Consider the following 26,856-nt stretch of genomic DNA (forward strand, 5'->3'; position numbering starts at 1 on the left):
AGTGGGCGTACAGGAACCTGAGTGTTCCCGTACGCTTTTTTTTCTTATAAAGACACGCGTACACGCCCCAGAAAAGGAGCTGTTGCTGCATAGGCGGCACCTAGCATCGTCGAACGGCTGCCAAGCGTGGAAAAACGAATCTGTAGTTGCCGACGGTGATAGGGCAGGGCACGTTCGTCAATCACATCACGCATGCTTTGCTCCAACCAAGGTCTGGCTTCCGCCAGTGGACCGCCGATGATAAGCATTCCGGGGTTGAGGCTGTTCACAATGTTGGTAATACCCACACCCAAATATCGCCCAATATCATCAAGGACGCTTAATGTACTCGCCTCACCTTGCTGAGCAAACGGCAGTAATTCCGCTGTATTATGTGCAGGTAGTTTCAATGTGGATGCTACATACGCCTTCTCTGAAGCATAGAGCTCCCAGCAGCCGCGACTACCGCAGGAGCAGAGCCGTCCGTTCCAATCAATGGTCATATGACCCGTCTCTCCGGCGTACCCCCAAGCTCCTTGATACGGTTTGCCGTCAATGATAATCCCGGCCCCGATCCCGGACCCTGCACTGATGTAGACCAGATCCCGCACCTGCTGTCGGTGATCGCCGTCCATACCATAGTACAGCTCGCCCTGCGCGCCGACGTTGGCCTCATTATCCACTACGACGGGCAAATCTAGCTCGGCCTCAAGCTGCTGCCGCAGCGGAACCTCTTCCCAGCCCAGATTGGGTGCGAACAAAACGGTTCCGGTTTCATCCACCATACCCGGCACCCCCAGCCCAATGCCGACAATACCGTGAGGGGAGGGAGGAGTGGCCTGCATGAGCTCCTGAACGAGCTTTCGAATCTGTTCCATAACAAAGGCGGGATCATGCTGAGTTAGGGAAAGGGCAAGCTCAGTTTCAATGGTACCTGCCAGATCAGTCAGAGCACCCTTGATGTACTGTACGCTGACCTCGATACCGAGTACAAAGCCTGCACGGCTGTTAAACAGCAGCATTAAAGGCTTACGCCCGCCGCTGGATTCCCCTAATCCCGTCTCATACACAAGTCCATCGGTGATGAGCTCTGCTACCAGATTGGAAACGGTGGCCTTGTTTAATCCAGTTTGACTGGATAATTGTGCCCGGGATAGCGGAGCATGAAGGCGAATACGCTCCAGCACAATGGATTTATTCAGCTTTTTGACAAGCGCCTGATCGCCAGTGACATTCATGGTTTATTTCACTTCCTGTTGGTGTAATTCCTGTTATTATATCATAAAAACAAACTTAGTTTAAGCAATAGACAAAGTCTTTCGGCTGTGCTAGAATCGTTTTTGTAAACGTTTACTATAAAGGAGGAACTTATAATGGCTTATTTCGAACAGGTATCTAAAATTAACTTTGAGGGCAAGCAATCCGACAATCCTTTTGCGTTCAAATTTTATAATCCACAGGAAATTGTAGCGGGAAAAACGATGGAGGAACATTTGCGTTTTAGCATGGCCTATTGGCATACACTGGTTGCAGGCGGCTCCGATCCTTTTGGTGTAGAAACAGCGGAACGTCCATGGTCCAAGTTTACCGGGCTGGATTTGGCAAAGGCACGTGTGGAGGCTGCCTTTGAGCTGCTGGATAAGCTAAATTTACCTTATTTTGCTTTTCATGATGTGGATATTGCACCAGAAGGCGCGTCATTGAAGGAATTTTACAGCAATCTGGATACCATCGTGGATCTAATTGAGGAACATATGAAAGCTACAGGGAAAAAACTGCTGTGGAACACGGCAAACATGTTTAGCCATCCACGTTATTTGCATGGGGCTGCGTCGACTTGCAATGCAGATGTATACGCACACGCAGCTGCTCAGATTAAAAAAGGACTGGAAGTGGGCAAACGTCTGGGCGCAGATAACTATGTTTTCTGGGGAGGCCGTGAAGGCTACGAAACACTGCTGAACACGGATTTGAAGCTGGAGCAGGACAATTTGGGACGTATGTTCCATATGGCCGTAGACTATGCGCGTGAAATCGGCTTTGACGCTCAGTTCCTGATTGAGCCAAAACCGAAGGAGCCAACTAAGCATCAGTATGATTTTGATGCGGCGACGACGATTGCCTTCCTGCAAAAATATGATCTGGATCAGCATTTCAAGCTTAATCTGGAAGCTAATCATGCAACTTTGGCGGGTCATACATTTGATCATGAAGTACGTGTAGCACGGATTAACGGCATGCTGGGATCACTGGATGCAAATCAGGGAGATTTGCTGCTGGGCTGGGATACGGACGAATTCCCGGTGGATCTGTATGATGCCACACTAACCATGTATGAAGTGCTGCAAAATGAAGGCTTGGGCCGTGGCGGTATCAACTTTGATGCCAAGGTGCGCAGAGCATCATTTGAGCCGGAAGACTTGTTCCTTGCGCACATCGCAGGTATGGATACGTATGCAAAGGGGTTGAAGGTAGCCGCTAAATTGATCGAGGATCGTGTGTTTGAAGACTTTATTGAGAAGCGCTACAGCAGCTTTAAGGAAGGTATTGGAGCAGACATCGTATCCGGAAAAGCAACGCTTGCTTCTCTGGCTGAATATGCTTTGGCGAACGAAACACCACGTAAAAACGTATCCGGTCGTCAGGAATATCTGAAAGCAACATTAAATCAATACATTTTGGCTGACTAATACCAGAACTTATATATGTGAGGATTTTGCAAAAATCCCATAATCGACTTCCAATGAACAAGATATAGATCGAAATGGTTTAGTTCGTCTATATCTTGCACTTCGGAGTGACTGGAATCGGATTTTGCAAAATCCTGATGAAAAAACGGCTGTACGATAACAGGGAAGGAGGAACTCCAGTGCAGGAGAAGCTAAATCAGGAGCAGGAACGCTATGTCATCGGCGTAGATTTGGGTACCAGCGCGGTCAAAACGGTGCTGGTTAACCGCAAGGGGCAGGTTTCCTATGAAACCTCCCAGTCTTATCCGCTCCATCAGCCGAAGGCAGGATATAGCGAACAGCACCCTGAGGACTGGGTCAGTGGCACGTTAGCATCACTGAAACAGCTTGTGGAGAAGGCTGGAATCGGCGGCACAGATGCTGTGGACGGTATTAGCTTTTCGGGACAGATGCACGGGCTTGTGCTGACTGACAAGGAAGGCCAAGTGCTTCGTCCGGCTATTCTGTGGAATGACACGCGTACAACAGCACAATGCCGTCGTATTGAAGAAAAGCTCGGATCGGAGCTGCTGAACATCGCACGTAATCGCGCGCTGGAAGGCTTCACACTGCCCAAGCTGCTATGGGTGCAGGAGCATGAGCCAGACGTGCTGGCCCGTGCGGCACATTTTATGCTGCCCAAGGATTATGTGCGCTACTGTCTGACAGGAGAGCTGGCGACGGAGTATTCGGATGCGGCGGGCACGCTGCTGCTGGATATAGCGAACAAGCAGTGGAGCGAAGAGATCGCTGCCGCGTTTGACCTACCGTTGTCGCTGTTCCCGCCGCTGGTGGAATCCTTTGATCAGACGGGTATGCTACTGCCGGAGATTGCAGAGCAGACTGGGCTTTCGCCTGAAACGAAGGTCTTTGCAGGTGGTGCGGACAACGCATGTGGCGCGATTGGCGCCGGTATTTTGAGCGAAGGCCGCACCTTGTGCAGCATCGGCACCTCAGGGGTTGTGCTTTCCTATGAGGAACGCAAGGATATCGATGTACAGGGGCGGGCACATTTTTTTAATCATAGTGAGCAGGATGCTTATTATATTATGGGCGTTACACTCGCGGCCGGATACAGCTTGACCTGGTTTAAGGATACTTTTGCACCGGAGCATTCTTTTGATGCACTGTTGGAAGATGTGAACTCTATTGAGCCGGGCAGCCGAGGGCTGCTGTTCACGCCTTATATCGTCGGCGAACGTACACCTCATCCGGATGCAACCATTCGAGGCAGCTTTATCGGGATGGATGCGGGGCATAAGCTTGCGCATTTTACACGGGCGGTGTTGGAGGGAATTACGTTTTCGCTCAAGGAATCCATTGATATTCTCAGAGGAACGGGCAAAACGGTAAATGAAGTGATTTCCATCGGCGGCGGTGCGCGTAATGAGGCGTGGCTGCAAATGCAGGCAGATATTTTTAACGCGGATATCATCAAGCTGGAAAGCGAGCAGGGACCTGCCTTGGGTGCGGCCATGCTGGCTGCATACGGTAGCGGCTGGTTTGAATCTCTGCAAGCGTGCGCTGAAGCTTTTCTTCGTGAAGCAGCGAGATATTCGCCGAACCCGGAACGTGTGGAACGGTATGAAGGCTTATACGAGCTGTATCGTGAAGTTTACCTGCACACGCGGGAACTAGGTGAGCATTTGGCGGTATATCGCTGAATATGGTGAGTTTTAGAGTGAATGAGAAGCGGCTCCGGGTGTAGGAAATCCCCGAAGCCGCTTTTTTCATATGATGATGAGTTTGAATTAAATACTTTTCTTGATTTTCGCATGATCTTCATTCATAGAGCTCGCGGCACAGCCTGAACATGACTTGCTTGATGAACACCCGGCACAGGCGCCTTGACGGCTTTTTCGCAAAAATCGTACCAACACCCACGCGCTATAACCGAGGATCACCAATAAAATAATTATATTGATCATGGAATCCACTTCCTTATATTTACTGTAGGGCCTGACTTAACCCCAACCTAATAATCTGCCACACTGATAGATCAAGACGGCGATGATATACGCAACGGTCAAAGGATAAATCACAGAAAATGCGGTCCAGCGCCAGGAAAGTGTTTCTTTACGAATGACCGCTACAGTAGCCAGACACGGCACATACAACAGAATGAACACCATAAAGCTAAGAGAAGCAAGCGGTGTAAAGGCATGGCTAACTTGCAGCTCCAGTCCCTGCATATCAGGAACGTGGTAAATGATATTCATCGTTGATACGATAACCTCCTTGGCCATAAAGCCCGTGAGCAAGGACGCGCCTGCTTGCCAGGTGCCAAAACCGAGAGGGGCCAGTATAGGCGCAAACCATCCTCCAACGGTGGCGAGCAGACTGTCATTCATTTCTGCGCCGAAGCCCTGCGGACCAAAATTGGACAACAGCCAGATGCCAACGGAGCCTGCAAGAATAATCGTTCCGGCTTTACGGACGAAGCCTTTGACCTTCTCCCATGTGCTGCGAAATAGTGTAAGGGCCTGCGGCACCCGATAGGGAGGGAGTTCCACGATGAAGAGGGAGGGCTCACCCGACAAAATGGATACTTTGGAAAAAATTTTAGCAAGTATAAGCGATACGGTGATTCCTAACACATACATCAGCATGATGATGCTTGCCGCATGTGTTGGGAAAAATACCCCCGCAAACAACGCATATACCGGCAGGCGGGCCGAACATGACATAAAAGGCACCAACAATGTTGTAATGAGACGTTCTCTGGGCTGTTCAATGGTGCGTGCCGCCATAATCGCAGGGACATTGCAGCCAAATCCGATGATGAAGGGAATGAAGCTTTTCCCGTTCAAGCCAACGGCTTGCATCAGGCGATCCATTAGTATCGTGACCCGTGCCATATACCCGGAGTCTTCAATCACCGAAATAATCAGAAATAAAATAGCAATCTGAGGCAGAAAAACGAGCACACCCCCGACCCCAGCCACGATGCCGTCCACGACTAGACTTTGCGTAAAAGCGGACGCGTTCAAGTGAACGAGCAATTCAGAAATCCAACTGCTTAGTGTCCCTGAAAAAAATCCGTCCAGCATATCTGAAAAAACAGTACCTGCCCAATCGAAGGTGAACTTGAAGGTAGCGTACATCAGCAGCAAAAAGATCGGAATCCCGAGATACCGGTGAGTTAATAGTGCATCCAACCTATCCGTCAGGCTGTGCGGTCTGAGTTTGGAGGTGTCGAGTGCTTTGGTGCACAGATCAGCAATCCATGCTGTTCGTACAGAACGAATATGCTGAGCAGGGGTGATGGCATGGCCTTCACCGAGAAGATCTTCCTCGCAATGATGGATGCGTGCAGTTACTTGTTCACGCTGTATCTTATTCGTCATCCATTCCATGACGACAGGATTGTTTTCCAGACATTGCAGTGCGGCCCACCGGAGTTGCGGTACTGGTGCATCGGGCAGCAAGTTGCAAATATCAGTAATGGCAGCTTCGACGGCAGGGCCGTAGTCCAATTGAAAAGTATTGGATGTACGTCTTACCTCTCGCAGAGAAGCAAGCATTTGCTTACTTCCATTGCCTGTGCGCGCCACCATAGGAATGATGGGAACGTTCAATTGATCAGCCAACAAATCCTTGTTTACCCGAAGACCGGTGGCATCGGCTACGTCAGTCATGTTTAAACCAAGTACAAGCGGACGGCCATATTCCAGTAGCTGCACGGTCAGATACAGATTGCGCTGGAGCTGGGAGGCATCCACGATGTTGATCAAGGCCGCAGGCGGTTCTTCCAGCAAATAACGGGTTGCGACACCTTCATCCAGCGAAAGCGGGAGTAAAGAGTAGGCACCCGGCAAATCCACCAATACGGCAGACTTGTCACGCAGAAGCCCTGTTTTCTTTTCCACTGTGACACCGGACCAGTTTCCTACCTCTGCATACGTACGAGTCAGCTTGTTGAATAATGAGGTTTTTCCTGTATTGGGATTGCCGAATAGAGCGATCATGTCCATGTCGGAACAACCTCCAGTTGCTTCACCTGATTTTGACGGAGGCCGACCAGCTGACCGTTGCATTCAATGACGATAGGGCCGCCCAATAAACTGATTTTTTTTAACCGTATGATGGAACCTTCGTTGATGCCCATGTCTGTCAAGCGGCGGCGCAATGAGGGATGAAGAGGGGCAAGAGATTGCAAACGCACAGTTTGACCCAGTGGCGTACGAAGGAGTGAGATACATTCTGGCATGGTGCTCAGCCTTTCTGATCTAGAATGAGAATCAATATCATTTACTTCCGATGTCAGTACCATAACATGAGGAAACCTAGATTGCTGTGATAAAACTCTCTGCAAACGACATGTTTTGCCCATTGTCCCATCTGTTATATAGTCGAGTATGGTGTCACAACCTGTCTTTAACTGCACTCTTACTCGTCTGCAACCGACAAAACTAGAGCGTTTGGGGCAACTGTTTTTATGGTAAGATAGAGCTGTTTACAACTATGCTAAGAAGGGCAGGAACGCTCTGTATGAATAGAAAAATCGGGGTTAGGCTTGTAAAATGTCTGGTTGCGGGTGCAGCGCTGGCTGTGTTGCTGCCGCAGGCTGTGGAGTGGGGCAGCAATGTGTATGCGGCGTCGGTCAAGCCAGCTCCATCCGTATCGTCGCAGCAGCTTCAGAATAAGCTTTTACAGGCAATGGCTACGCGGAGTGAAACGCTGACCTTTACATATCAAGGGCGAGTGAACGGTCTCAAGCAGCAGTTACAGACGGCCATCCAACAGGCCATGGAGAGTGATCCGTATGTGAATTATACGATCAAAAGCTACGCATTCAGCTATACAGGCACAACCACCTCCGCCCAGGTTACGATTCGTTTAAGCTACCGGGAGACGAAGGAACAGACGGCATATGTGGATAGCACAGTTCAAGCCGTGCTGGGGGATATCACTACGAGGGGAATGACGGATCATGAGAAGGTGAAGGCCATTCATGATTGGATCGTCGTTCGTCTGAAATATGATGAAACACAGCAAAAGTATACAGCCTACGATGGCCTGAAAACGGGAAGCACGGTCTGTCAGGGTTATTCACTGTTGGCCTATAAAATGCTGGAACGCGCAGGGATTACGAATCGGATTGTGGAAGGAAGAGCAGGGGGCCAGCTGCATGCATGGAATCTTGTTTTATTGGATGGTCGCTGGTATCACATGGATACGACATGGGATGATCCAACCCCGGATCGCGCGAACGAGGTAAGCACTTCATATTATCTGCTGACGGATACAGAAATGCGGCGGGATCACTCATGGGTTAAACAATACCCTCAGGCGAATACATCGTATCGGGAAACCTTATCAGCACTGGTAGCTGCCGGAGGATCAAAGGCTGCTGTGTATCAAAAACTGTACAATAACCTCGAATATCCGTTGCAAGACGGCAAGGGTCTAGTTAAATCATCCGCCGACATCAAGGAACAGGTTCGTAAGGTTACAAATAAGGGAGGGACAACACTTACCTTCGCCTATCAGGGAACGGAGCGAAGTCTCAAGGGAGATTTGCAGTCCTTGTATCAACTCGGTTTGAAATCCATTTCCTATCAGATTACGGATCTAGGAAGTACCGGTAATCTTCGTGTAACCCTGAAATGGACCTAATCATCCTGCTGTAAAAAAGCTACATTAACAAAGGAGTATTCTATTTATATGCACAAGCGTTCCTTTACTTATTTGCTTGGCACGCAGACCATGTCAAATGCGGCCGACATTCTTTATATTATGGCACTTGTGTCTCTGGTTTTTCATGAAACGGACTCGATCTTCTCTTCGGTGCTCGTTCCGTTGCTGCGAATGGGGGCGCAGATGATCAGTGGTTTTTTAGCACCGCTGATTTTGGCCCGATTCCAGCTTCCTTTTATTTTATTCGTTTCCCAGTTCGGACAACTGGCTTTCTTCGCTGTTCTGCTGGGCCACTTGTGGTCAGCAGGCACGGAGCCGATATGGGTGATAGTGTTTACGTTGGTGGCAGCTATGTCCTTTCTGGACGGATGGACCACCCCTGCGCGTAATGCACTGATTCCTCGCCTTGCATCCGGGGAAGGACTCATGCGGGCAAACAGTCTGGTATCGGTCAGCGATCAGACGGTGCAATTAGCGGGGTGGGGGCTTAGTGGTGTGCTCGTAGCCATGCTAGGGTCGGAAAAAACACTGCTGGTGGCTGGCGGACTGTATATGGTAGCGATGATCTTCACCAGCTTGATTCGAGATCCACTAGAGGGCAAAGCCCATTATTTGCTGCAACCCGGAACAAGGGTGCGAAGTGGAGATGTCTTGGCTTCCGAGGCTGGAATTGAGCCGGGGAAAGAGCACCATGACTTGCCTCCCGCACAGTTGGAAGACACACTGTATGGCCCGGAATCAGAGAGCTCGGCGCTACCTCCCAAACGTAAAAAGGAAATACTCCGTGAAGGCTGGAGCCTCATCGGAGCCAGTCGCAGACTGAAAGCTCTTATTTTTATGGATATGATTGACCTGCTAGGGGGCTCGGTTTGGGTAGGCGCGTTCACGCTTGCCTTCGCTCAGCAGGTCTTGCACAAGAGCGAGGCATGGTGGGGATACATCAATGCAGCTTATTTTGCAGGTGCGATTGGCGGCGGCATCGTTGTCCTCGCCTGCGTCAAGCATTTGCAGCGCAGACTGCTGCCCGCGATGCTGGCGGGGATGGCAGGCTATGGGCTGCTAACGGCCTGGTATGCACTGAACACATTACCGCCGCTGACGCTGCTTATCGTGCTGTTGATGGGACTACCTGCGGAAATGTCCGTCGTATCCCGCCGCACAATGATGCAAATGAGTGTTTCTGCCCATGATTTGCCCAAGGTGCTGTCGGCCCAGGCTACGTTGACAAGCATGACATTTTGTATTTCGCTGCTTTTAATGGGGTGGATTGCAGATCATCTGGGCATCGTTAATTTGTACTTGTTTTCTGCAGTGTTGACGCTGATTGCTGTTATATACGGTGTTTTTAGTCGTCGTGCTTTATCTATGTCTTTGTCAGCTTCATTAGCTTCTTCTTCCAAATAAACAGAAAAAGCCCGTCTCCGGACATATACAGGTGAAAATGCGGATAAACGGTCTTGGGACCAGGTTTACCAGCGTGTTTTCCCTGATATGTGGAGACGGGCTTTTTCACTGTTTTCTATTATTTATCAGAAGAAGCATCTGGACTCAAATCACATTCTTTTAATGGAACGATTTTAGTACGTTTGGTCCATTTGTAGCCGAGCCACAGCAGAAGGAACAGCGGCACACTCATGTACGTAGCGATCATCGTTTTCCAGTCAATCTCCTGTCCGGTGAAGGCATCCGCACCTTGCCCGATAATGACAATGATACACAGAGCGAAGGCGAACAACGGCCCAAACGGGAACCAGCGGGCTTTGTATGGAAGCTCACTCAGACTGTGACCCTGTGCAGTAAAGGCACGGCGGAAACGATAATGACTGACTGCAATACCGACCCACGTAATAAATCCGCACATCCCGGAGGCGTTCAGCAGCCAGTTATAGACTACACCGTCTCCATATAAGGAGGCGAGGAAGGCCAGCATACCGACAGCAGTCGTGATCAGCAGCGCGTTCATAGGAATGCCGCGTCGATTGATACGTCCAAGGAAACGGGGGGCTTTACCTTCCCGTGCCAAAGCGTACAGTACCCGAGTTGCCGCGTACATACCCGAATTGCCTGCCGACAATACGGAAGTCAAAATAACGGCGTTCATGACAGAGGCAGCAATCGCAAGCCCCGCTTTTTCAAATACGAGCGTGAACGGGCTGACCCCGATGTCACTGATATCTCCCCGCAGCAGATTCGGATTCGTGTACGGAATGATCAATCCAATAACGAGAATCGCCAGAATATAAAAGAACAAGATACGCCAAAAGATTTGACGGATGGCGCGCGGCACATTTTCACGTGGATTTTCGCTCTCTCCAGCGGCTACCCCAATCAGCTCCGTTCCCTGAAAGGAGAAGCCCGCAGCCATGAATACGCCCAAAACAGCAAAGAATCCGCCATGGAACGGGGCGTCTCCTACTGTGAAGTTGGCAAAGCCAACCGCAGGACCACCCATAATGCCGAAGATCATCAGCACACCTACGGTCAAAAAGATGACCACGGTCACAATTTTAATCATGGCGAACCAGTATTCAGACTCACCGTAGCCTTTGACGGTCAACGCGTTTAGCGCGAAGATTACGGCCAGGAATAACAGACTCCACCAGGCAGAGTGACTTTCCGGGAACCAGTATTTGATTAGCACAGTCGCTGCTGCCAATTCGGCAGCAATCGTCACCGCCCAGTTGTACCAGAAGTTCCAGCCCATGGCGAAACCAAAAGCTGGATCGACGAAGCGACCTGCATAGGTGTTAAAAGAGCCAGATTCAGGCATAAATGTAGCCAACTCACCGAGGCTGGTCATAAGGAAGTAGACCATGAGACCAACTGCTGCATAAGCCAGCAGGGCACCACCGGGTCCAGCTTCGGCAACCGCGCCTCCACTGGCGAGGAACAGGCCTGTTCCGATAGAGCCGCCGAGGGCGATCATCGTCATATGGCGGGCTTTGAGACTTTTCCGCAAGGTTGCGTCAGGTGTTGCTTTGTGTTGCACGTTCAAACACTCCTTCATGAAATTGTATTTCATGTCAGGGCAAGAGCCAGAAGGAGGGGGAGTATATAAATCAAAAAACCGCAGGGAATACGCCTGCGGTTTTGTCTATGCATTCCGCACCATACCTTCTTCTATAACAAGATAGCTCAACACACGTGTCTGTGTTAGGACAGCGTGTGACAGTTCTGCTCCTTTCGGTTAGCAGCCCCAGCATTCGGAGTATTTACAAAGAGTCAGCTCCGCATACTTCGGCGGGTGTACCTTTCCACTGGAATCTCAGACGGCTCTTATCGTCTCCTCCGGTGTACTGATTACATCCGCGACCTCTACCTCATCATAAAACAGGGTTGATGAGGTGTATGACATGATATTTTATTGTATAGCGAACTACAGTATATCGTACCTGTACATCTTCTGACAATCGGCAATTTTTTGAAAATCACTCGTAGAATCTTAAATTAAGAGTTCCGCTTGGCCATCTGTTGCCAAACTGTGCCCGCGGCTTGTTCGCCTGATTCGATACGCTCCAGCGCCATTTTAGCCTGCAGACTGACCTCAAATTCGGGATCATCGACGGCCTTCTCCAGCGCATCACGCGCATCCTCGGTTCCAACCTCGTATAAAAAACGTGCCGCCCGCCAGCGCACCAACTTGCTGCTATCCGACAGGGCTCCGATCATTGCGCTGGTAGCGACCGGGTCGCCGATGTCCGACAACGTGTCGCCTGCGGTGCGGCGTACTGCCGCTGAAGGATCGCGCAGTGCCTCGGCTAGCAGATCCATCGCCTCCGGTGAGCGAATATCGCCCAGATAGACGACCCCCAGCCGCCGCAGCTGCATTTTGTCGTCATGCAGCGCTTGCCGGATAAGCGGCAAATGCTCGGGCGTCGGTTCCAGCCGATCCAGCGCAGCGTAGCGTGTGCGCCAATCCTCGTGCTGCAGGGCCTGCTCCAGCTCGGCATCGCTCCACTCGCGGCGTTCCTCCACGAATTCGCTGTTGTCTGCGCCGTGGGCAATCGCCTGCTGGATAATTTGCTCCAGCCGCTCTTGCGGAAAGGCTGCCTCCAGTTCCTGCTCGACCTCACGTGCTATGTCCGGCAGCTCACCGTAGCGGACGCCGTAATCACTCAGCTTGCGTTCCTTGATCAGCGTTGCACTCGCTACACGGGTAACGGCTTGCACGAAGCGGTCGGACAAGGAAATTCGTTCCTCCTGCTGCCCCGCCTTGACTCGGATTTGCATTGGAATGCCGCGAAAAAATTGCACAAAGACCTGTGCCTCGCCAAATGCTTCTCCAGAGGTTTCCTCTGGCAAATCCCAATTGGCGTCAGCGCCTTCCTCGCCTAGCTGATCCCGGACTTGACCCAGAATGGTAGACCAATCTGCATTCCCTTTGCGGTCAAGGGCTACAAAGTCAGTCGTATGAAACACGCTTTTGACCCCTTCAATGCCCAGCATGCGCCGGATAAATGGGGGAGCGGAACGCTCATTGTCCCGTGTATATGTTCTGCGGATACCCGCTTCCAGTCGCTCATCCAGATGCAGCATCATGGTGTTCGGACTGGGAGTTGGCTCGATAGATGTTATTTTCATAGCTCAGTGCAGCCTCCTGTTCAAAAGTTCTCCATATATAGCTTATCTGTATTGTAACTCATTCTGCGAATGTCTCCAAAGATAAGTTCGCGTATACGAGAAAAACACAATGACATATCTCACACTAATTCAGGTAAACATGTCTGATGAATATGGAGGTTTTTTTAATAAAAACAGGATGCTATATAAGCGAAACTCGAAAAATTAACATGAAAACGGAGTAGGCGGAATGGTGCTGTACAAGCGTAGCGGTCGCTTTTGTCCCCGGATTTTTACCCTAATCATAGGCTTTATTCTAGGAATCCGGGGGCGGTGGCGATGGGAAGCACCATCCGACTGCGCAGTGGCACTATAGGTAGCTTTTAAGTTCGGTTTATAGTTTGATGCTGTACTATGCATTCCGCTTCTGATGGATCAGGAGAGAGGCGATAACAATGCCGCTGACAAAACATTTGAAATGCATAAAACAATATCTAAAAAGAAATACTGCTACATTCAATGCAGAAACAGGGTTAAAACTCGGAAGAATGAACCAAACTGTGAATAGGTTACCAAAATGCGCCAATAGATAAGTGAAGGAGGCGTTCCTATGTTCCGCAAGCAGGAAAGAACGCTCATTATTGTATGTATAGTGATTGCGGCCATTATGCTATATGCCGTAATTAAAAGCATAGCTCGCTTGACTCCTTAGTTGGTAATCCAGAGTGATCCGCGATGTTTAAAATGTGAAATGAAGGAGTGAAACCCATTTGTCTTCACTGGACCCTGTATTGCTAAGCCGGATGCTGACCGGAATTACCTTGTTTGTTCATATTGTATTTGCATCCATCGGCGTTGGCGTACCCTTAATGATTGCACTTGCAGAATGGCGCGGGCTGCGAACTGGTGATCCGCATTATACTCTGCTGGCCCGACGGTGGGCGCGGGGGTTTGTCATTACCGTTGCCGTGGGTGTCGTTACAGGCACCTCAATTGGTCTGCAACTCAGTTTGCTTTGGCCCACCTTTATGCGGGTGGCTGGACAAGCGATTGCGCTACCCCTGTTTTTAGAGACGTTTGCTTTTTTCATCGAAGCTATATTCCTGGGCATCTACTTGTATACCTGGGATCGGTTTAAAAGTAAATATTTTCACCTGATGCTGCTCATCCCGGTAGCGATTGCCTCATCTGCATCAGCGGTTTTTATTACGACTGTGAACTCGTTCATGAACCAACCTCAAGGCTTTACACTCAAAAATGGAGTCATGACTGATATTCATCCCATCCAGGCCATGCTAAATCCGGCCACCCCGACCAAAGTTTCTCATGTACTGGCTTCTTCGTATACATTGAGCGCTGGGGTGCTGATGGGACTGGCGGCTTACAGCATGCTGCGGGGGCGTAATCACCCGTATTTTAAAAAGGCGCTGAAGCTGACTGCCACCTGCACCATTGTGTTTGCCATCAGTACGGTGATGATTGGAGACGCTTCTGGTAAATTTCTGGCAAAATATCAGCCGGAGAAGCTGGCTGCCGCCGAATGGCATTTTGATACGATGACGCACGCGCCCTTCATATATGGCGGATACATGGATAAGAATGGCGAAATCAAGTATGCGCTGAAAGTTCCTTATGCGCTTAGTGTTTTGGCCGGGAACCTGCCCAGTACGGAGGTCAAGGGATTAAATGATTATCCCGTAGATCAGCGTCCGCCGCTGTCTATCCATTATATGTTTGACCTCAAAATCACCACCGGGGTGCTGATTCTCGTCATCCCACTGTTATATCTGATCCGCAAGCGTTTGCCAGGTCGCAAACCATACCCCAAATGGCTGCTGTTAGCTCTCATTCTGGTAGGACCGATGGCGATGGTAGCTATTGAGCTGGGCTGGATGTTTGCGGAGGTCGGCAGGCAGCCGTGGATTTTACGCGGATACATGAAGGTCTCCGAAGCAGCAACCACTTCTACGAGTGTTGGGTGGATGCTGGTGTTGTTTGTTATTTTGTATCTGGTATTGTGTTTCTCGGCCATTAAGGTACTCAGCAAGCTATTCCGCAATAAGGATGCGGTGGAAGAGATAAGGCAGCTGGGCCTGGAAGGGGCTGAAGGCAAGTGAGCTATGAAATTGTAGGTATCGCCATTTTGTGGACCTTCCTGTTCGGATATTTGCTTGTGGCATCTATTGATTTTGGTGCAGGTTTTTTCAGCTTTTACAGTGTGTTAACAGGCCACCAGAACAAAATCCACAATATCATTCAACGGTATTTGTCTCCAGTGTGGGAGGTAACGAACGTATTTCTCATCTTTTTTGTGGTGGGATTGAACGGGTTCTTCCCGGATGCGGCTTACTACTATGGCACGGCGTTACTCGTTCCCGGCAGTATTGCGATTGTGCTTCTCGCGATCCGGGGAGTGTATTATGCGTACAATACGTATGGGCATTCCGGTAAAAATAATATCGTCTACATGGCGTTGTACGGTGCGACTGGGTTGCTGATTCCGGCGGCACTGTCGACGGTCCTTGCTATTTCGGAAGGCGGCATAATTGTAGAGAACGACACAGGTGTTCATCTTCAATGGGGCCAGCTATTAAGCAACCCCTATACGTGGGCGGTTATTTTTCTGGCGTTGGTGAGTGTGCTGTATATTTCAGCGATGTTTTTGTCCTATTATGCCAAAAGGGCGGGAGACAAGGTCGCTTTCGAAATCGTACGGGGATACGCGCTGCTTTGGAGCGGTCCAACGATTGTAGCGAGTCTGCTCGCATTTTTTCAGATTAACAAACAAAATCCAGACCATTTTGCCAATATGCTAAGTATGGCCTGGATGTTTGTCGCATCCTTCATATGCTTTGTGGGAGCTGTTTATCTGGTGTGGCAGCGGCGGCATCTAGGTACCTCATTCATACTGGTGATGCTGCAATTTGCATTTGCCTGGTATGGCTATGGCCGCTCGCATCTTCCCTATGTTTTGTATCCCTACATTAATGTCTACGACAGCTTTACAAATTCTACGATGGCGTATGCATTGATTACGGCGTTTGTTGCGGGTCTGCTGGTGCTGATCCCTTCGCTGATCCTGATATTAAGACTGTTCCTATTCGATGCAAAATATGTGCGAGGAGAAGCAGGGAAGAAAGGATGAGTTCAATGGCTGCTTTCGAGCATTTTACGATTATGTATGAGTCGCCTATTATTATAGTGGTGGCGATTGTGTTTCTGTTTATTTATTCGGCACGCTTTAAAAATCCACAGGACTGACAGCAACATGTGGAACAGGCCTTCCTGATTGATCCGGGAGGGTCTGTTCTTGCTGTATTATCGCAGAATTTCCTTTACAGCCGTGATTGAATTATACTTTACATATATCAGGATGTTGCATCATTTAATGTTCACACTCGAGTGACAATATATAGTTAAATTGAACCGTTGTGTTTTTTGGAGAACGGGTTCATCAGGGAGGGAGCTGCATCATGCCCAAAGTACGTTTTAACAATATGGATCATGTAAATACCGATAAAACGATTAAGCAATTCAGACAATGGCGGCAGGAGCGACGCAGCAAAATAAAGGATTATACGTTCGTTGTTCCAAACCATCCCCCGGAGCTGGAGTTTTTGCATAGTAATCGGGAAATGACGACAGCAACCTGGGTAGGACATTCCACCTTTTTCATCCAGTATCTTGGGCTGAACATCGTCACCGATCCGGTATGGGCAGAGCGTATGGCTTTCGACAAAAGGTTGGCTCCACCCGGCATTCGCATTCAGGATGTACCGCCGCTGGATATCATTTTGCTGTCTCATTCGCATTATGATCATTTACATTTAGAATCATTGCGGAAATTATATCGTGCAGATACGCTGATGCTCGTACCCTCGGGGTTAAAGTCGAAAATGATCCGCAAAGGCTTTCGTAACTGCCATGAGCTGCAATGGTGGGAGCATTTTACGGTAGGCGGGGTACGATTTACGTTTGTTCCAGCCCAGCATTGGACACGACGTACGCCGTTTGATACCAATACTTCGCATTGGGGTGGATACGTTCTGCAAAGTGAGCAGCAGGTGATCGGCTCTGCCACGTCCGTCGCGGAATCCCATCGTCATTCGGATGCAGATTCAGCGGATGCACCGACGTTGTATTTTGTGGGGGACACCGGATATTTCCGTGGGTTTAAGGAGATTGGAGAGCGCTTTGCCATTGATCTGACCTTTATGCCCATTGGGGCTTATGAACCGGAATGGTTCATGACCTCACAGCACGTGACACCGGAGGAAGCATTGCAAGGGTTTGTAGATTGCGGCGCGGACCAGATGATTCCGATGCACTACGGAGCCTTTAAGCTGGCGGATGATACGCCGAGAGAGGCGCTGGATCGTCTCGAAGCGGAGCGTGAGCGCTTGGGCATCGCGAAGGAACGCATTCATATACTGGGGCACGGAGAGACGCTGAAAATTGGGCGACGCTGCTCAACTACAATCTGAGGGGTTCAACAAGATGCGTATCCAAAAAAGCGACTCTGCGGACAATTGATTTTGTCTGCGGAGCCGCTTTTTTGTTTTTAGGCTATGATTTCAGGATTAAACTGCTTCGGTATCACTCGCCAAAGAGGAGTCGCTGTTGGTGATGGGATGACGAACGATTTTGACTTCATAGAACGTGATTTTATTTTCAATAATATAGTCCGGAATTTGACGGTGGCTATGGGATTCGCGGAACGCTTCGCTTTTAGTCCAGCCTTGGAAGTTCTCTTTCTCCTTCCAGCGTGTGCTGATCGTTACTTCCTCATAATCCTTCGTGTTTTCAGTCAGCAGCACTTCCAGACCGAGAAAACCTTCCATTTTTTCAACTTTTCCTTCTTTGTTAAATCTTTCGATGAGTAGATGGGCATTGCCCGGTGTGATTTTAGATGTATTTGTAACGATAACCATATTAAATTCCTCCTGAATGATGTGGTATGGTCGGTATAATAACCGGATAGCCATCCTCAAATTTGATGGTAGCGTTCATTTCATAAATGTCGCGAAGAAAAGCAGACGTCAAAATCTGACGGGGTTCGCCGGCAACGGCGATTCGTCCCTTTTTAAGCGCAATCATATGATGACAATAGGCCGCAGCTTGCTGCAAATCATGCAGTACCATAACAATCGTCAAGCCGGACTCGTGATTGATACGCCGCAGCATATCCATAACTTCAAATTGGTGGGCGATATCCAGAAAAGTGGTCGGTTCATCGAGCAAAAGAATACCTGTTTGTTGGGCCAAAGCCATTGCAATTCGCGCTTTTTGTTGTTCACCTCCCGATAGAGTATGGAACATCCGATCCGCATAGGGCTGGATGCCTGTGATTCCCATGACATGGTCAACAATATGCTGGTCTTGTCTGGTATGGCGTGTCCTCAAGCCCTTGGCATGAGGAGATCTTCCGTAAGCGACCAGCTCACGAACCGTTAATAACGGCAGCATATCCTTCATTTGCGGCAGCATTGTAATCGCCTGGGCAAAATCACGCCGCTTGTATTCCTTCATAGGCTTGCCCAGTACGGAAACCTGACCCTGATCCTGCTTGAGCAGTCGGGTCATAATCCGCAAAAGCGTGGACTTGCCTGAGCCGTTGGGTCCGACAATCGCGGTGAGCTGGCCAGCGGGCAAGGTGATGTTCACATCGTCCAGCTTGAAATACCCACGTTGTAAGGAGATATGCTCACCCTGAATGGCTGTCATCCGAAATTCCCCCGTTTCTTGAGCAGGATTAAGAAGAACGGTGCCCCGATGACGGCCAGCAAAATACCTACAGGCAGTTCAATCGGGTCAAACCAGGATCGTGCCACCGTATCTGCCAGGACAACCAGCGTTCCGCCGCCCACAATGGAAAGGGGAAGGAGGAAACGATAATCTTCCCCGATCAGCAGCCGTATGACATGGGGAACGACCAGCCCTACGAACCCGATCAGCCCGGCTACACTGACCGCCGTACCGGCGAGCAGGGCAGAGAGCAAGATAATGAGCATACGTTGAAGCTCTACTCGCTGGCCAAGCAGTTGGGCTGAATCGTCGCCCAGCAGCAGCAAATTAGCAGGCTTAATCGCAAACAAAGAGGCGATTAAGCCAATGATGGCGTAAGGCGCCATGAACTCCAGATGATGCCAGCTTCGTCCGTTTAATCCGCCGGATAGCCAAGGAAGAACGGCCTGTACGCGGTCGCTGTACATGACCATCACGCCGTTGGTGAGTGCGCCCAGCAGCGCGTTGATCGCAACGCCAGCCAGCACAATTTTGACAGGGGAAGCCCCTCGGTCCCAAGCCAGCAGGTAAATGATGATCGCGCTCAGAAAGGCTCCCAAAAAGGCGGTTACCGGAAGAAGGTAGCTGAGCTGTGGAAGCATCACCATCGTAATGACGGCTGCAAGTCCACCCCCAGCCGATACACCAATAATGCCAGGGTCAGCCAATGGATTTTTCATCACTCCTTGAAGAAGTGCTCCGGAAGCTGCGAGACAAGCTCCTACTAGTAAACCTACTAATACTCTGGGTAGTCGGAGATCCATCAGGATCGTGCGGTATGTAGATTCATCATGATGTAGCAAAACCTGATTGATTTCTTGAAGTGGAATCGACACCGAACCGTAGGCCAGACCGTACACAGAGACGGCCAGCAGTAGAATCGGAAGGGTAATCCAGGCGATGGTGCGTCTTCTGGCGCGCTGTAGTTTATTCATCGCCATCGCCTATTTCGCCGGATACAGCTTTTGATGCATCAAATCCAGCGCTTTAGTGACCCGTGTGCCCGGATTCGTTCCGAACAGATCTGAAGGTAAAACCTCGACCTGATTGTTTTTGACTGCCCGGATTCCGTTCCAAGCTGCATTTTCCTGCATTTCCTTTATAAATGCGGCTTTAACATCTTCTGTATTGCCATGGGTCATGATGAAGATGTAGTCAGGGTCAGCCTGTATGATGCGTTCTGTGTTCAGCTGCGCATATTGCGGGAAATTTTGCAGGCCCGGAAAATCAGCTGCGATGTTGGAGCCACCTGCAGCTTCCAGAATGTTTCCACTCAGTGAATTTGGCAGTGCTGCCATGTACGTGGCCGGGGCCCCATAGACCAGCAACACCTTCGGTTTGGAGGTAGAGGCTGTTTCCTTTTGCAGCTTAGCTACTTGTTGGTCAATTTCCTGGTTCAGCTTTACGGCCTGAGCCTGCTTTTGCAGTAATTGTCCGAACAGCGTAATTTGCGACTGAATATCGTGAACTGAATTGGCTCCAGTCAGCAGCAGCTGTGAACCGACTCCTTCAATGGCTGGAATGTCTTTTTCATTCATAGGATAATTGCCTAGCACGACATCCGGTTTGAGCATCGTAATTTTCTCCAGATCGACTTCATGAGTGGAGCCTATTTGCTGAACGTTCTCAGCAGCAGGTACGACGGAAGGTCCATTTGAGTTGGGCCTGCCCACGGCTGTCCCGCCCAATGCGTATATAATATCCAGATCGCCATTGCTGAGTGCAACGATATGTTGAGGGACACTTTGAAACGCCAACGTCCGTTTTGAAAAATCAGTAACTTGAATCGCCGCACCACTTGTTGTGCTTGAAGTGGCAGATACGGATGCACTGGTTGGTTTGTGATCTGCGGTCGGAGCACCATTACTACATCCGGTAACTGCCAATAAAAGCGCTGCGGACGACCACAACACATAAGATTTCATGTCATTCCTCCTGCAATTTTCGAGTTAAACAATAATGATAATCATTTTCATTTATGTATAAGAGAATGATAATGAATATCACTGGGAATTGTCAATTGAAAAAAGAAAACTTTTAAATAAATTTTGAACTAAAAATATGAGGGAGCTATTCGAATTATAGAAGAAGGAACTCCAAATTTTTCTTAAAAAATAGCATATATCAAGGGATTATACACACGCAAATACATATTGACATTTTCGAAAAGTGTAAGATATATTGGTGATGGGTTTACTTGATTTTGCGAAATTCTGGTATAGAAAGGTGGGGAGACAAAGCTCAAAAAGAGCTATTTTTTTTAAGTTATCAATTGAGAATGATAATCAATTAATTATATTCTCGTGGGGAGGGACTGCTGTCAAAATGAAGAAGGGGTATTCTGCAATTATTGCTGTGTTTCTGCTGGTGAGTGTGCTGAGCTTTTGGCCAATTTCGTCATCTGTAGTAGCCGCTGCGGCTTCTCCAAAATTGGCGGATGGTACATACACGCTCAAATACAATATTCTCAAGGCGGAAAATGATTCGGTGTCCATGGCTAATGATTATTTTGAAAAACCAGCTAAGTTGTATGTAAAAAAAGGTCAGATGACAATGCAAATTAAGCTGAATCATAGCGAATGGACAACCGGGTTTAAAGTGGATTACAAAGGCAAAATCATCGATACAAAGGTCATTCATAAGGATGCCAAAACCGATACTCGGACCGTACAATTTCCAATTACGAGTGTGAACAGCCCGCTGATCTCTAAAATTCATGTTACTGTCCCTGCGTATAACTACGATCATGACTATACGATCCGCTTCGCTTTTGATTCCAAAAGCGTCAAAAAAGTAGCAGCCGTCCAGTCAGCAAAATCAACTAAATCTTCCAAGAAGTAAATTCAAGCCATCTTTATCGTTCATAAAATCAACATAAATTCAAGCATAAAAAATTGAGGAGTGTATGTAGATATGAATATGGTAATGAATCGCTTTGAGCAATTTTCTTTCAAGAAGGTATTCGTAGCATTGATCATGACAGCGCTTGTTTTTGCACTCATTGCTCCATTCTCAGCTAAAGCGGCAGCAGCCGACGGCACGTATACCGTAGACTATACCGTTCTGAAGGATCAAACCAATGAAACTTCTCGATTGGATAGCTACCTGACGAAGCCTGCTCAGGTTACGGTAGCTAATGGCAAAAATGTCGTTCGTCTGACTGTGAAAAGCAGCGATTTGATTACAACGTTCAAAGTAGAGCAAAATGGCGTACTGCAAGATGCGACTGTGGTAAGCACAGATACTGCTAACAACACTCGTGTAGTGGAATTCGAAGTTGCTGACCTGAATGCAAAAGTGAATGCTTACGCTGAAATCACAATTCCAGTGATTGGCTACACAGGCAAGTACGATGTACAACTGCAATTCGACGAAATCTAATCCAAAATAAAACCTAAAAGGAGATTAAGGACATGAACATGGTTATGAATCGTATGGAGAAATTGTCTTTGAAAAAAGTAATTCTTACTGTATTGATGGCAGCGCTTGTTTTTGTGGTACTTGCTCCATTTTCTGCTAATAAAGCGCATGCGGCTTTGCCTAATGGAACGTACACCATTGACTATACAGTGTACAAGGATGGCACCAATGAAGCTTCCTACATGGACTCAAACGGTTATGTCGCCAAACCTGCTACGTTGATCGCTACTAATGGTCAATACAAAGTAAGAGTAACCATTACCAAAAGTGCTTGGGTAACTGAGTTTAAGACACAACAAAACGGTCAATATGTGAATGCAACTGTAGTAAGCACATCCGGTGATACAAGAGTTGTAGAATTCCCTGTAAGTAATTTTTCTCAAAAACTGAATGCTAAATTGCACGTAAGCGTACCTAAAGAATACACTGGCGGCATTCCATATGACCACGATTACACCGTTCAATTTGGATTTGACGAAGATACTATCGAATAGTGGAATGATAACATATTGATCTTATACTCATTTGGGATTCTGTAGAGTTCCAAATGAGTATATTTTAAGTAGGGGGATTAATAAACTTGAAAAGGCAATTTAAAAAATACTTAATGACGTTTGCAGCTATTGTCATGCTGCTTTCCGTTGTTTTCCCATTTGCTCCGACTGTTTCTGCGTCTGATGAGACAAATCCATCAATTGAATCCAGTGCATCCGAGTCCTCTGTGACCCAAGATGTGTATCCGGTAGAGCCGAGTACGGTAGAAGTGGTTCCAACAGTAGATGTGGCAAGCACGTACACAGTAGCAGCCGCTGAGACACAAGGTTCCAGTATTATGCAGGATTCGAATGTATATTCTATTAACTACGTGGTGAAAAACGAAAGTAAAGCATCGGGAATAGGTACTTCCCCGTATAATGATATGTTCCTTAAACCAGCTACTTTTACAGTTGAACAGAATTCAACTGTTGGACAGGCTACTTATCATGTTTCTTTAATGCTTGATAATCCTAATCAACCCTTTACAGATATCGAATTTAAACGAGACGGGGAAACTGTTCCGGCCCATATTACAGATTTAGCTCAAGAGGGAGGTCTGTATACTCCGCGAACAGTAACATTTGATGTATACGACCTGAATCAGAAAATTGATGTGAATTACATTTATAATAATAGACTCAGACAAAATTGGATTGAATTTGATCCATCAACTATAACTGTGAAAGAGGGACCAGTAACTCCACCCACACCTTCACCTGAGCCGGAAGTTCCCTTAAAGCCGGGTGTCCTTAATTTTACAATACTGAAGGATAAATCTGAAGAACCTTCTGTTATGGACGGTTACGCATTGAAGCCTGCGAAGCTCGTTCAAAAAGGTGATAAATGGTATATTCAACTTACATTAAACAACAGTAGTTGGATTCCTTCATTCCAAACCGAGCAGAACGGTAAATTTGAGGAAGCAGCAATTATTTCGGAGGTTAGTAACGCTAATCAGCGTACGGTTGAGTTTGAAGTAAGTAACTTGTCCAATAAATTGAATGCTTACACTCATGTGATTGTGCCTGGTTTGGAACTGGGAGGAGTACCTTACGATCATTGGTATAATGTTCAAATCAAATTTGACACAAGTATTACACCTGATCCTAGTACTCCATCGACCTTGGCAGATGGAATATACTCCATTAACTTTAATACGTTACACGCAACAAAAGACCAACCATCGACAATGGCGCAATATCTGTTGTCTCCAGCAACTTTGACGGTATCGAAGGGGCAAAAAGAAGTTTCCTTCACCATCAAAGACAGCACCACGGTAACAGAGTTCAAAACAGAACAAAACGGAACGTTGACGGATGCGGATATTGTAAGTGAGGACAAGACAGCCAATACGCGTGTTGTGAAATTCAAAGTAGCCGATTTGGACGCTATTTTGAACGCACAGGTACATGTGAGCACGACCTATCCAGGTGGGGTTTATGAAATGGATCATAAGCTTCGTCTTCAATTTGACAAGAATAGTATTACAGGAAATGGTACCTCTCCAGAAACAAATTCCAATCTGGATTTCACCCTTTTGAAGGATGGAACGAATGAAAAGTCCATGATGGATGGGTATACGGAGAAACCAGGCGTTTTGATTGAACGTAATGGCAAAAAGTATGTTCGTTTTACCTTGAAAAACAGTAAGCAAATTGATGGTTTTAAGGTAGAGCAAAAAAACGGAGCATTAACTAGTGTTGCCACAGTAAGTGAAGACAAAACTGCGAATACACGAATTATTGAATTCGAAGTTAAAGAACTACCTGCCAAGTTAAACGCATGGGTAAGCATCAACTGGCCTGAGCTTAACTATGTGAACACGTATAATGTAGATCTTCAATTAGGAGCGGCAACATCCCCGGTTGATCCTGGAACGCCTGGGACGCCAGGAAAGGTTTTAGCTGATGGAACGTATTCAATCCATTTCGATGCATTGCACGCAACAAAGGATCAAAAATCGGCAATGGCGCAATATTTATTATCTCCAGCGACACTGACGGCATTGAAAGGCAAGTATGAAGCCTCCTTTACCATCAAAGACAGCGCCACAGTGACGGAGTTCAAAACAGAACAAAACGGAACGTTGACAGATGCAGATATCGTAAGTGAGGACAAGAAAGCAGACACGCGTGTTGTGAAATTTAAAGTGGCCGATTTGGACGCTATTCTGAATGCACAAGTCCATGTAAGTACGAGCTATAACGGAACGGTTTATGAGATGGACCATAAGATTCGTCTTCATTTCGACCGTAGCAGCATTGCAGTGAAAGGAACGGATGGCGGCGGTACAACTCCCGTGACTGAAAATGGCAGATACAGCATTGATTTCTCCGTACTCAAGAACGGAAGCGATGAACTATCTGTGATGGATGGATATATGCAAAAGCCAGCCACTCTGTTAAAACAGTCTGGCAAAAATATAATACAAATTAAAATGGATAAGAGCAGTTGGATTAAAACGTTCAAAGTAAATGGTGCAGAGGCTCTGGTTGTTGAACAATCAACCTCGGCAGATACAAGAACCGTACAATTTGAAGTACCAGATCTCTCGGATAAAGTTACAGTGAATACGCATGTCATCGTACCTGGACTAGAACTGGGTGGCATCCCTTACGACCACGTATATGATGTGCAGTATCAATTCGAGCCTACTACCATTCGTAGCTATGTCGAGCCATCCTCTTCTGGAGCAGCAGATCCCATTGTTAAATTGGATTTTGACAAGCTTACCAATGGTAAATATGCTTTGAAATTCAGCATTGTGTTGTCAGATGGCTCCACAGGAGCGGATTCCCCGGCTCAACGCTTTATCACCAATGAACCAGCGCAATTGGTCGTGGAAGGCGACAAACGGTTTGTAGGTCTGAAGCTGCAAAACAGTAATGAAGTGAAGGCGTTGCGTATTTGGGATAACGCAAGCGGAGGTTACCAAGACGCAGAAGTGACCCAGGAAGATGCAGCAAGTAATACGAAGCACGTTCGTTTTGGCGTGAATGACTTTAAGAACAATATAAAAGGCCAACTGGTTGTCTATGAAGCCCCTAAAGTGGCAAGTGCCGCTCCGATGGTCTTCAAGGCTGAGGATCGTGTAGAGAGGGTGTACGATTTTGAATTCAAGTTTGACACCAGTGATGTTTCTTACTACACCGAAACAAAAGCAGACGAAGTAGAACAAGGGAAAAATAACTTAGCCGATGGAGAGTATACTGCGAACTTCCGTGTGCTAGCGAACGGAACGGACAAGGATTCTCTGGTAGCTCCTTTTGTACAGAGTCTAGCAAAGCTGATTGTGAAAAATGGTAAGGTTCAGGCCCATGTAACCGTTACAAACACTCAGGCTTTGAAGTCGTTCCAAACGGATTTTGAAGGTCGTTATACAAATCCTATGATTATGGGTTCCAACACAAAAGGTGATACGCACACTATTGCTTTCGAAGTGCCTGATCTGGATAAAAAGTTGAGTGTGTACACACAGGTATATCTGCCTGAGAAATACATTTTGAATGAGAAATTCGGCGGACAGATTCAATTTGACCGTGCATCACTTAAAGGTGAGGGAGTTAATACAACTGCAACCACTACTGAACCGACAGCAGCTTCTACGGACAAGGCAGCAGAAACGACCACATCTGTGGCTGAAACAAAACCAGTAGTTGAGCAACCAGCTCAAACTGCTTCCGAGAAGCAATACACGATCAATTACAACGTATTTAAAGACAAAACGAGTGAAGCTTCCGTTATGGATGGTTACCTCGACAAGCCAGCCACACTGATTGAAAAGGGAGACAAGCGCTATATCCAAGTTACTTTGAAAAATAGCTCTTGGATGCCAACTCTACAAGTCGAGCAAAACGGTACCCTGAAAGATGTAGAAGTAATCTCGACATCCGGCGATACACGTGTCGTTCAATTCGAGGTAGGGGACTTGTCCCATAAAATCAGTGCTTACACACACGTAATTGTGCCTGGTTTGGTTCTCGGCGGGGTGCCGTATGATCACTGGTATACGGTTCAGTTCCAATTTGATGAAGCAAGCCTGAAAGCGAAGTAGTCTCAGATTGTGACATCAATGAAGTCCGAATAACAGCAAAGTTTGTATGCGAGCAAGTCTTGGTGCCCCGGCATCAAGACTTGTCAGCATTTACATACCGAAAAAGTTAAGGCTCATGCTGTTGCTCTATATTTTGAATTGAGGTGATTGGAT

The 26,856-nt window shown here is 47.7% G+C and carries 22 protein-coding genes and 1 riboswitch; of the genes, 12 read left to right on the forward strand and 10 right to left on the reverse strand.

What is annotated here, in order from left to right; translation table 11 throughout:
- Window positions 1-44: 44 nt before the first annotated feature.
- Window positions 45-1,217, reverse strand: coding sequence for an ROK family transcriptional regulator (locus tag AC6EJC_RS15545; protein ID WP_103050338.1), 1,173 nt, complete (start codon window positions 1,215-1,217; stop codon window positions 45-47).
- A gap of 135 nt (window positions 1,218-1,352) precedes the next feature.
- On the opposite strand from AC6EJC_RS15545, the gene xylA reads away from it, so the two are divergent.
- On the forward strand, window positions 1,353-2,669 hold the full coding sequence (gene xylA, locus AC6EJC_RS15550) for a xylose isomerase (RefSeq protein ID WP_013311966.1): 1,317 nt from the start codon (window positions 1,353-1,355) through the stop codon (window positions 2,667-2,669).
- Window positions 2,670-2,848: 179 nt separating this feature from the next.
- Window positions 2,849-4,372, forward strand: coding sequence for a xylulokinase (gene xylB / locus AC6EJC_RS15555; protein WP_444954753.1), 1,524 nt, complete (start codon window positions 2,849-2,851; stop codon window positions 4,370-4,372).
- Window positions 4,373-4,459: 87 nt separating this feature from the next.
- On the opposite strand, the gene AC6EJC_RS15560 is transcribed toward xylB, so the two are convergent.
- From AC6EJC_RS15560 to AC6EJC_RS15570, 3 genes are read right to left on the reverse strand one after another with little or no spacing between them, the layout of a single operon-like run.
- Complete coding sequence (locus AC6EJC_RS15560; RefSeq protein WP_444954754.1) at window positions 4,460-4,636, reverse strand: FeoB-associated Cys-rich membrane protein; 177 nt, start codon at window positions 4,634-4,636, stop codon at window positions 4,460-4,462.
- A 36-nt stretch (window positions 4,637-4,672) separates the two neighbouring features.
- Window positions 4,673-6,682: a ferrous iron transport protein B gene (feoB, locus tag AC6EJC_RS15565; protein ID WP_444954755.1), complete on the reverse strand. Its 2,010-nt coding sequence runs from the start codon at window positions 6,680-6,682 to the stop codon at window positions 4,673-4,675.
- Window positions 6,673-6,918, reverse strand: a complete 246-nt coding sequence (locus AC6EJC_RS15570) for a FeoA family protein (protein ID WP_016820309.1) — start codon at window positions 6,916-6,918, stop codon at window positions 6,673-6,675. Before AC6EJC_RS15570 ends, feoB begins: the two co-directional genes overlap by 10 nt.
- A 281-nt stretch (window positions 6,919-7,199) precedes the next feature.
- Here AC6EJC_RS15570 and AC6EJC_RS15575 point away from each other — a divergent pair, with 281 nt between their 5' ends.
- Window positions 7,200-8,327 carry a transglutaminase domain-containing protein gene (locus AC6EJC_RS15575; RefSeq protein WP_444954756.1) on the forward strand — a complete coding sequence of 376 codons (1,128 nt, stop codon included), beginning with the start codon at window positions 7,200-7,202 and terminating at the stop codon, window positions 8,325-8,327.
- A 48-nt stretch (window positions 8,328-8,375) separates the two neighbouring features.
- Window positions 8,376-9,752 carry an MFS transporter gene (locus tag AC6EJC_RS15580; RefSeq protein ID WP_444954757.1) on the forward strand — a complete coding sequence of 459 codons (1,377 nt, stop codon included), beginning with the start codon at window positions 8,376-8,378 and terminating at the stop codon, window positions 9,750-9,752.
- Between the two features lie 118 nt (window positions 9,753-9,870).
- On the opposite strand, the gene AC6EJC_RS15585 is transcribed toward AC6EJC_RS15580, so the two are convergent.
- The gene (locus AC6EJC_RS15585) at window positions 9,871-11,337 is read right to left on the reverse strand and encodes an amino acid permease (protein WP_348620600.1); all 1,467 of its coding nucleotides are present in this window, start codon (window positions 11,335-11,337) and stop codon (window positions 9,871-9,873) included.
- 134 nt (window positions 11,338-11,471) lie between these two features.
- Window positions 11,472-11,674, reverse strand: a riboswitch (Lysine riboswitch).
- 121 nt (window positions 11,675-11,795) lie between these two features.
- The gene (locus AC6EJC_RS15590; RefSeq protein WP_444954758.1) at window positions 11,796-12,929 is read right to left on the reverse strand and encodes a virulence factor; all 1,134 of its coding nucleotides are present in this window, start codon (window positions 12,927-12,929) and stop codon (window positions 11,796-11,798) included.
- 749 nt (window positions 12,930-13,678) lie between these two features.
- Here AC6EJC_RS15590 and AC6EJC_RS15595 point away from each other — a divergent pair.
- The 4 genes from AC6EJC_RS15595 (at window position 13,679) to AC6EJC_RS15610 (ending at window position 17,392) form a co-directional block, all read left to right on the forward strand.
- Window positions 13,679-15,025, forward strand: a complete 1,347-nt coding sequence (locus AC6EJC_RS15595) for a cytochrome ubiquinol oxidase subunit I (RefSeq protein ID WP_444954759.1) — start codon at window positions 13,679-13,681, stop codon at window positions 15,023-15,025.
- Complete coding sequence (locus tag AC6EJC_RS15600; protein WP_444954760.1) at window positions 15,022-16,053, forward strand: cytochrome d ubiquinol oxidase subunit II; 1,032 nt, start codon at window positions 15,022-15,024, stop codon at window positions 16,051-16,053. Before AC6EJC_RS15595 ends, AC6EJC_RS15600 begins: the two co-directional genes overlap by 4 nt.
- A gap of 5 nt (window positions 16,054-16,058) precedes the next feature.
- On the forward strand, window positions 16,059-16,169 hold the full coding sequence (gene cydS / locus AC6EJC_RS15605) for a cytochrome bd oxidase small subunit CydS family protein (RefSeq protein WP_007432143.1): 111 nt from the start codon (window positions 16,059-16,061) through the stop codon (window positions 16,167-16,169).
- 212 nt (window positions 16,170-16,381) lie between these two features.
- The gene (locus AC6EJC_RS15610) at window positions 16,382-17,392 is read left to right on the forward strand and encodes an MBL fold metallo-hydrolase (protein ID WP_444954761.1); all 1,011 of its coding nucleotides are present in this window, start codon (window positions 16,382-16,384) and stop codon (window positions 17,390-17,392) included.
- Window positions 17,393-17,488: 96 nt separating this feature from the next.
- Here the strand turns inward: AC6EJC_RS15610 and isdG are convergent, their stop codons facing one another.
- Genes isdG through AC6EJC_RS15630 form a run of 4 tightly spaced genes read right to left on the reverse strand, consistent with a single transcriptional unit; the run spans window position 17,489 to window position 20,617 of the window.
- Window positions 17,489-17,839, reverse strand: a complete 351-nt coding sequence (gene isdG, locus AC6EJC_RS15615) for a heme oxygenase (protein WP_444954762.1) — start codon at window positions 17,837-17,839, stop codon at window positions 17,489-17,491.
- Between the two features lies 1 nt (window position 17,840).
- Window positions 17,841-18,632, reverse strand: coding sequence for an ABC transporter ATP-binding protein (locus AC6EJC_RS15620; protein ID WP_444954763.1), 792 nt, complete (start codon window positions 18,630-18,632; stop codon window positions 17,841-17,843).
- Window positions 18,629-19,627, reverse strand: a complete 999-nt coding sequence (locus AC6EJC_RS15625) for a FecCD family ABC transporter permease (RefSeq protein WP_444954764.1) — start codon at window positions 19,625-19,627, stop codon at window positions 18,629-18,631. Before AC6EJC_RS15625 ends, AC6EJC_RS15620 begins: the two co-directional genes overlap by 4 nt.
- Before the next feature lie 9 nt (window positions 19,628-19,636).
- Window positions 19,637-20,617, reverse strand: a complete 981-nt coding sequence (locus AC6EJC_RS15630) for an ABC transporter substrate-binding protein (protein ID WP_444954765.1) — start codon at window positions 20,615-20,617, stop codon at window positions 19,637-19,639.
- A gap of 400 nt (window positions 20,618-21,017) precedes the next feature.
- On the opposite strand from AC6EJC_RS15630, the gene isdC reads away from it, so the two are divergent.
- The 4 genes from isdC (at window position 21,018) to AC6EJC_RS15650 (ending at window position 26,703) form a co-directional block, all read left to right on the forward strand.
- On the forward strand, window positions 21,018-21,533 hold the full coding sequence (gene isdC, locus AC6EJC_RS15635; protein ID WP_444954766.1) for a heme uptake protein IsdC: 516 nt from the start codon (window positions 21,018-21,020) through the stop codon (window positions 21,531-21,533).
- A 72-nt stretch (window positions 21,534-21,605) separates the two neighbouring features.
- A complete protein-coding gene (locus tag AC6EJC_RS15640) occupies window positions 21,606-22,073 on the forward strand; it encodes an NEAT domain-containing protein (protein WP_444954767.1) in 468 nt (155 codons plus the stop codon).
- A 32-nt stretch (window positions 22,074-22,105) separates the two neighbouring features.
- Window positions 22,106-22,606, forward strand: coding sequence for an NEAT domain-containing protein (locus tag AC6EJC_RS15645; protein ID WP_444954768.1), 501 nt, complete (start codon window positions 22,106-22,108; stop codon window positions 22,604-22,606).
- 86 nt (window positions 22,607-22,692) lie between these two features.
- The gene (locus AC6EJC_RS15650) at window positions 22,693-26,703 is read left to right on the forward strand and encodes an NEAT domain-containing protein (protein ID WP_444954769.1); all 4,011 of its coding nucleotides are present in this window, start codon (window positions 22,693-22,695) and stop codon (window positions 26,701-26,703) included.
- Window positions 26,704-26,856 lie beyond the last annotated feature (153 nt).

This window comes from Paenibacillus sp. TY11 (assembly GCF_059772165.1).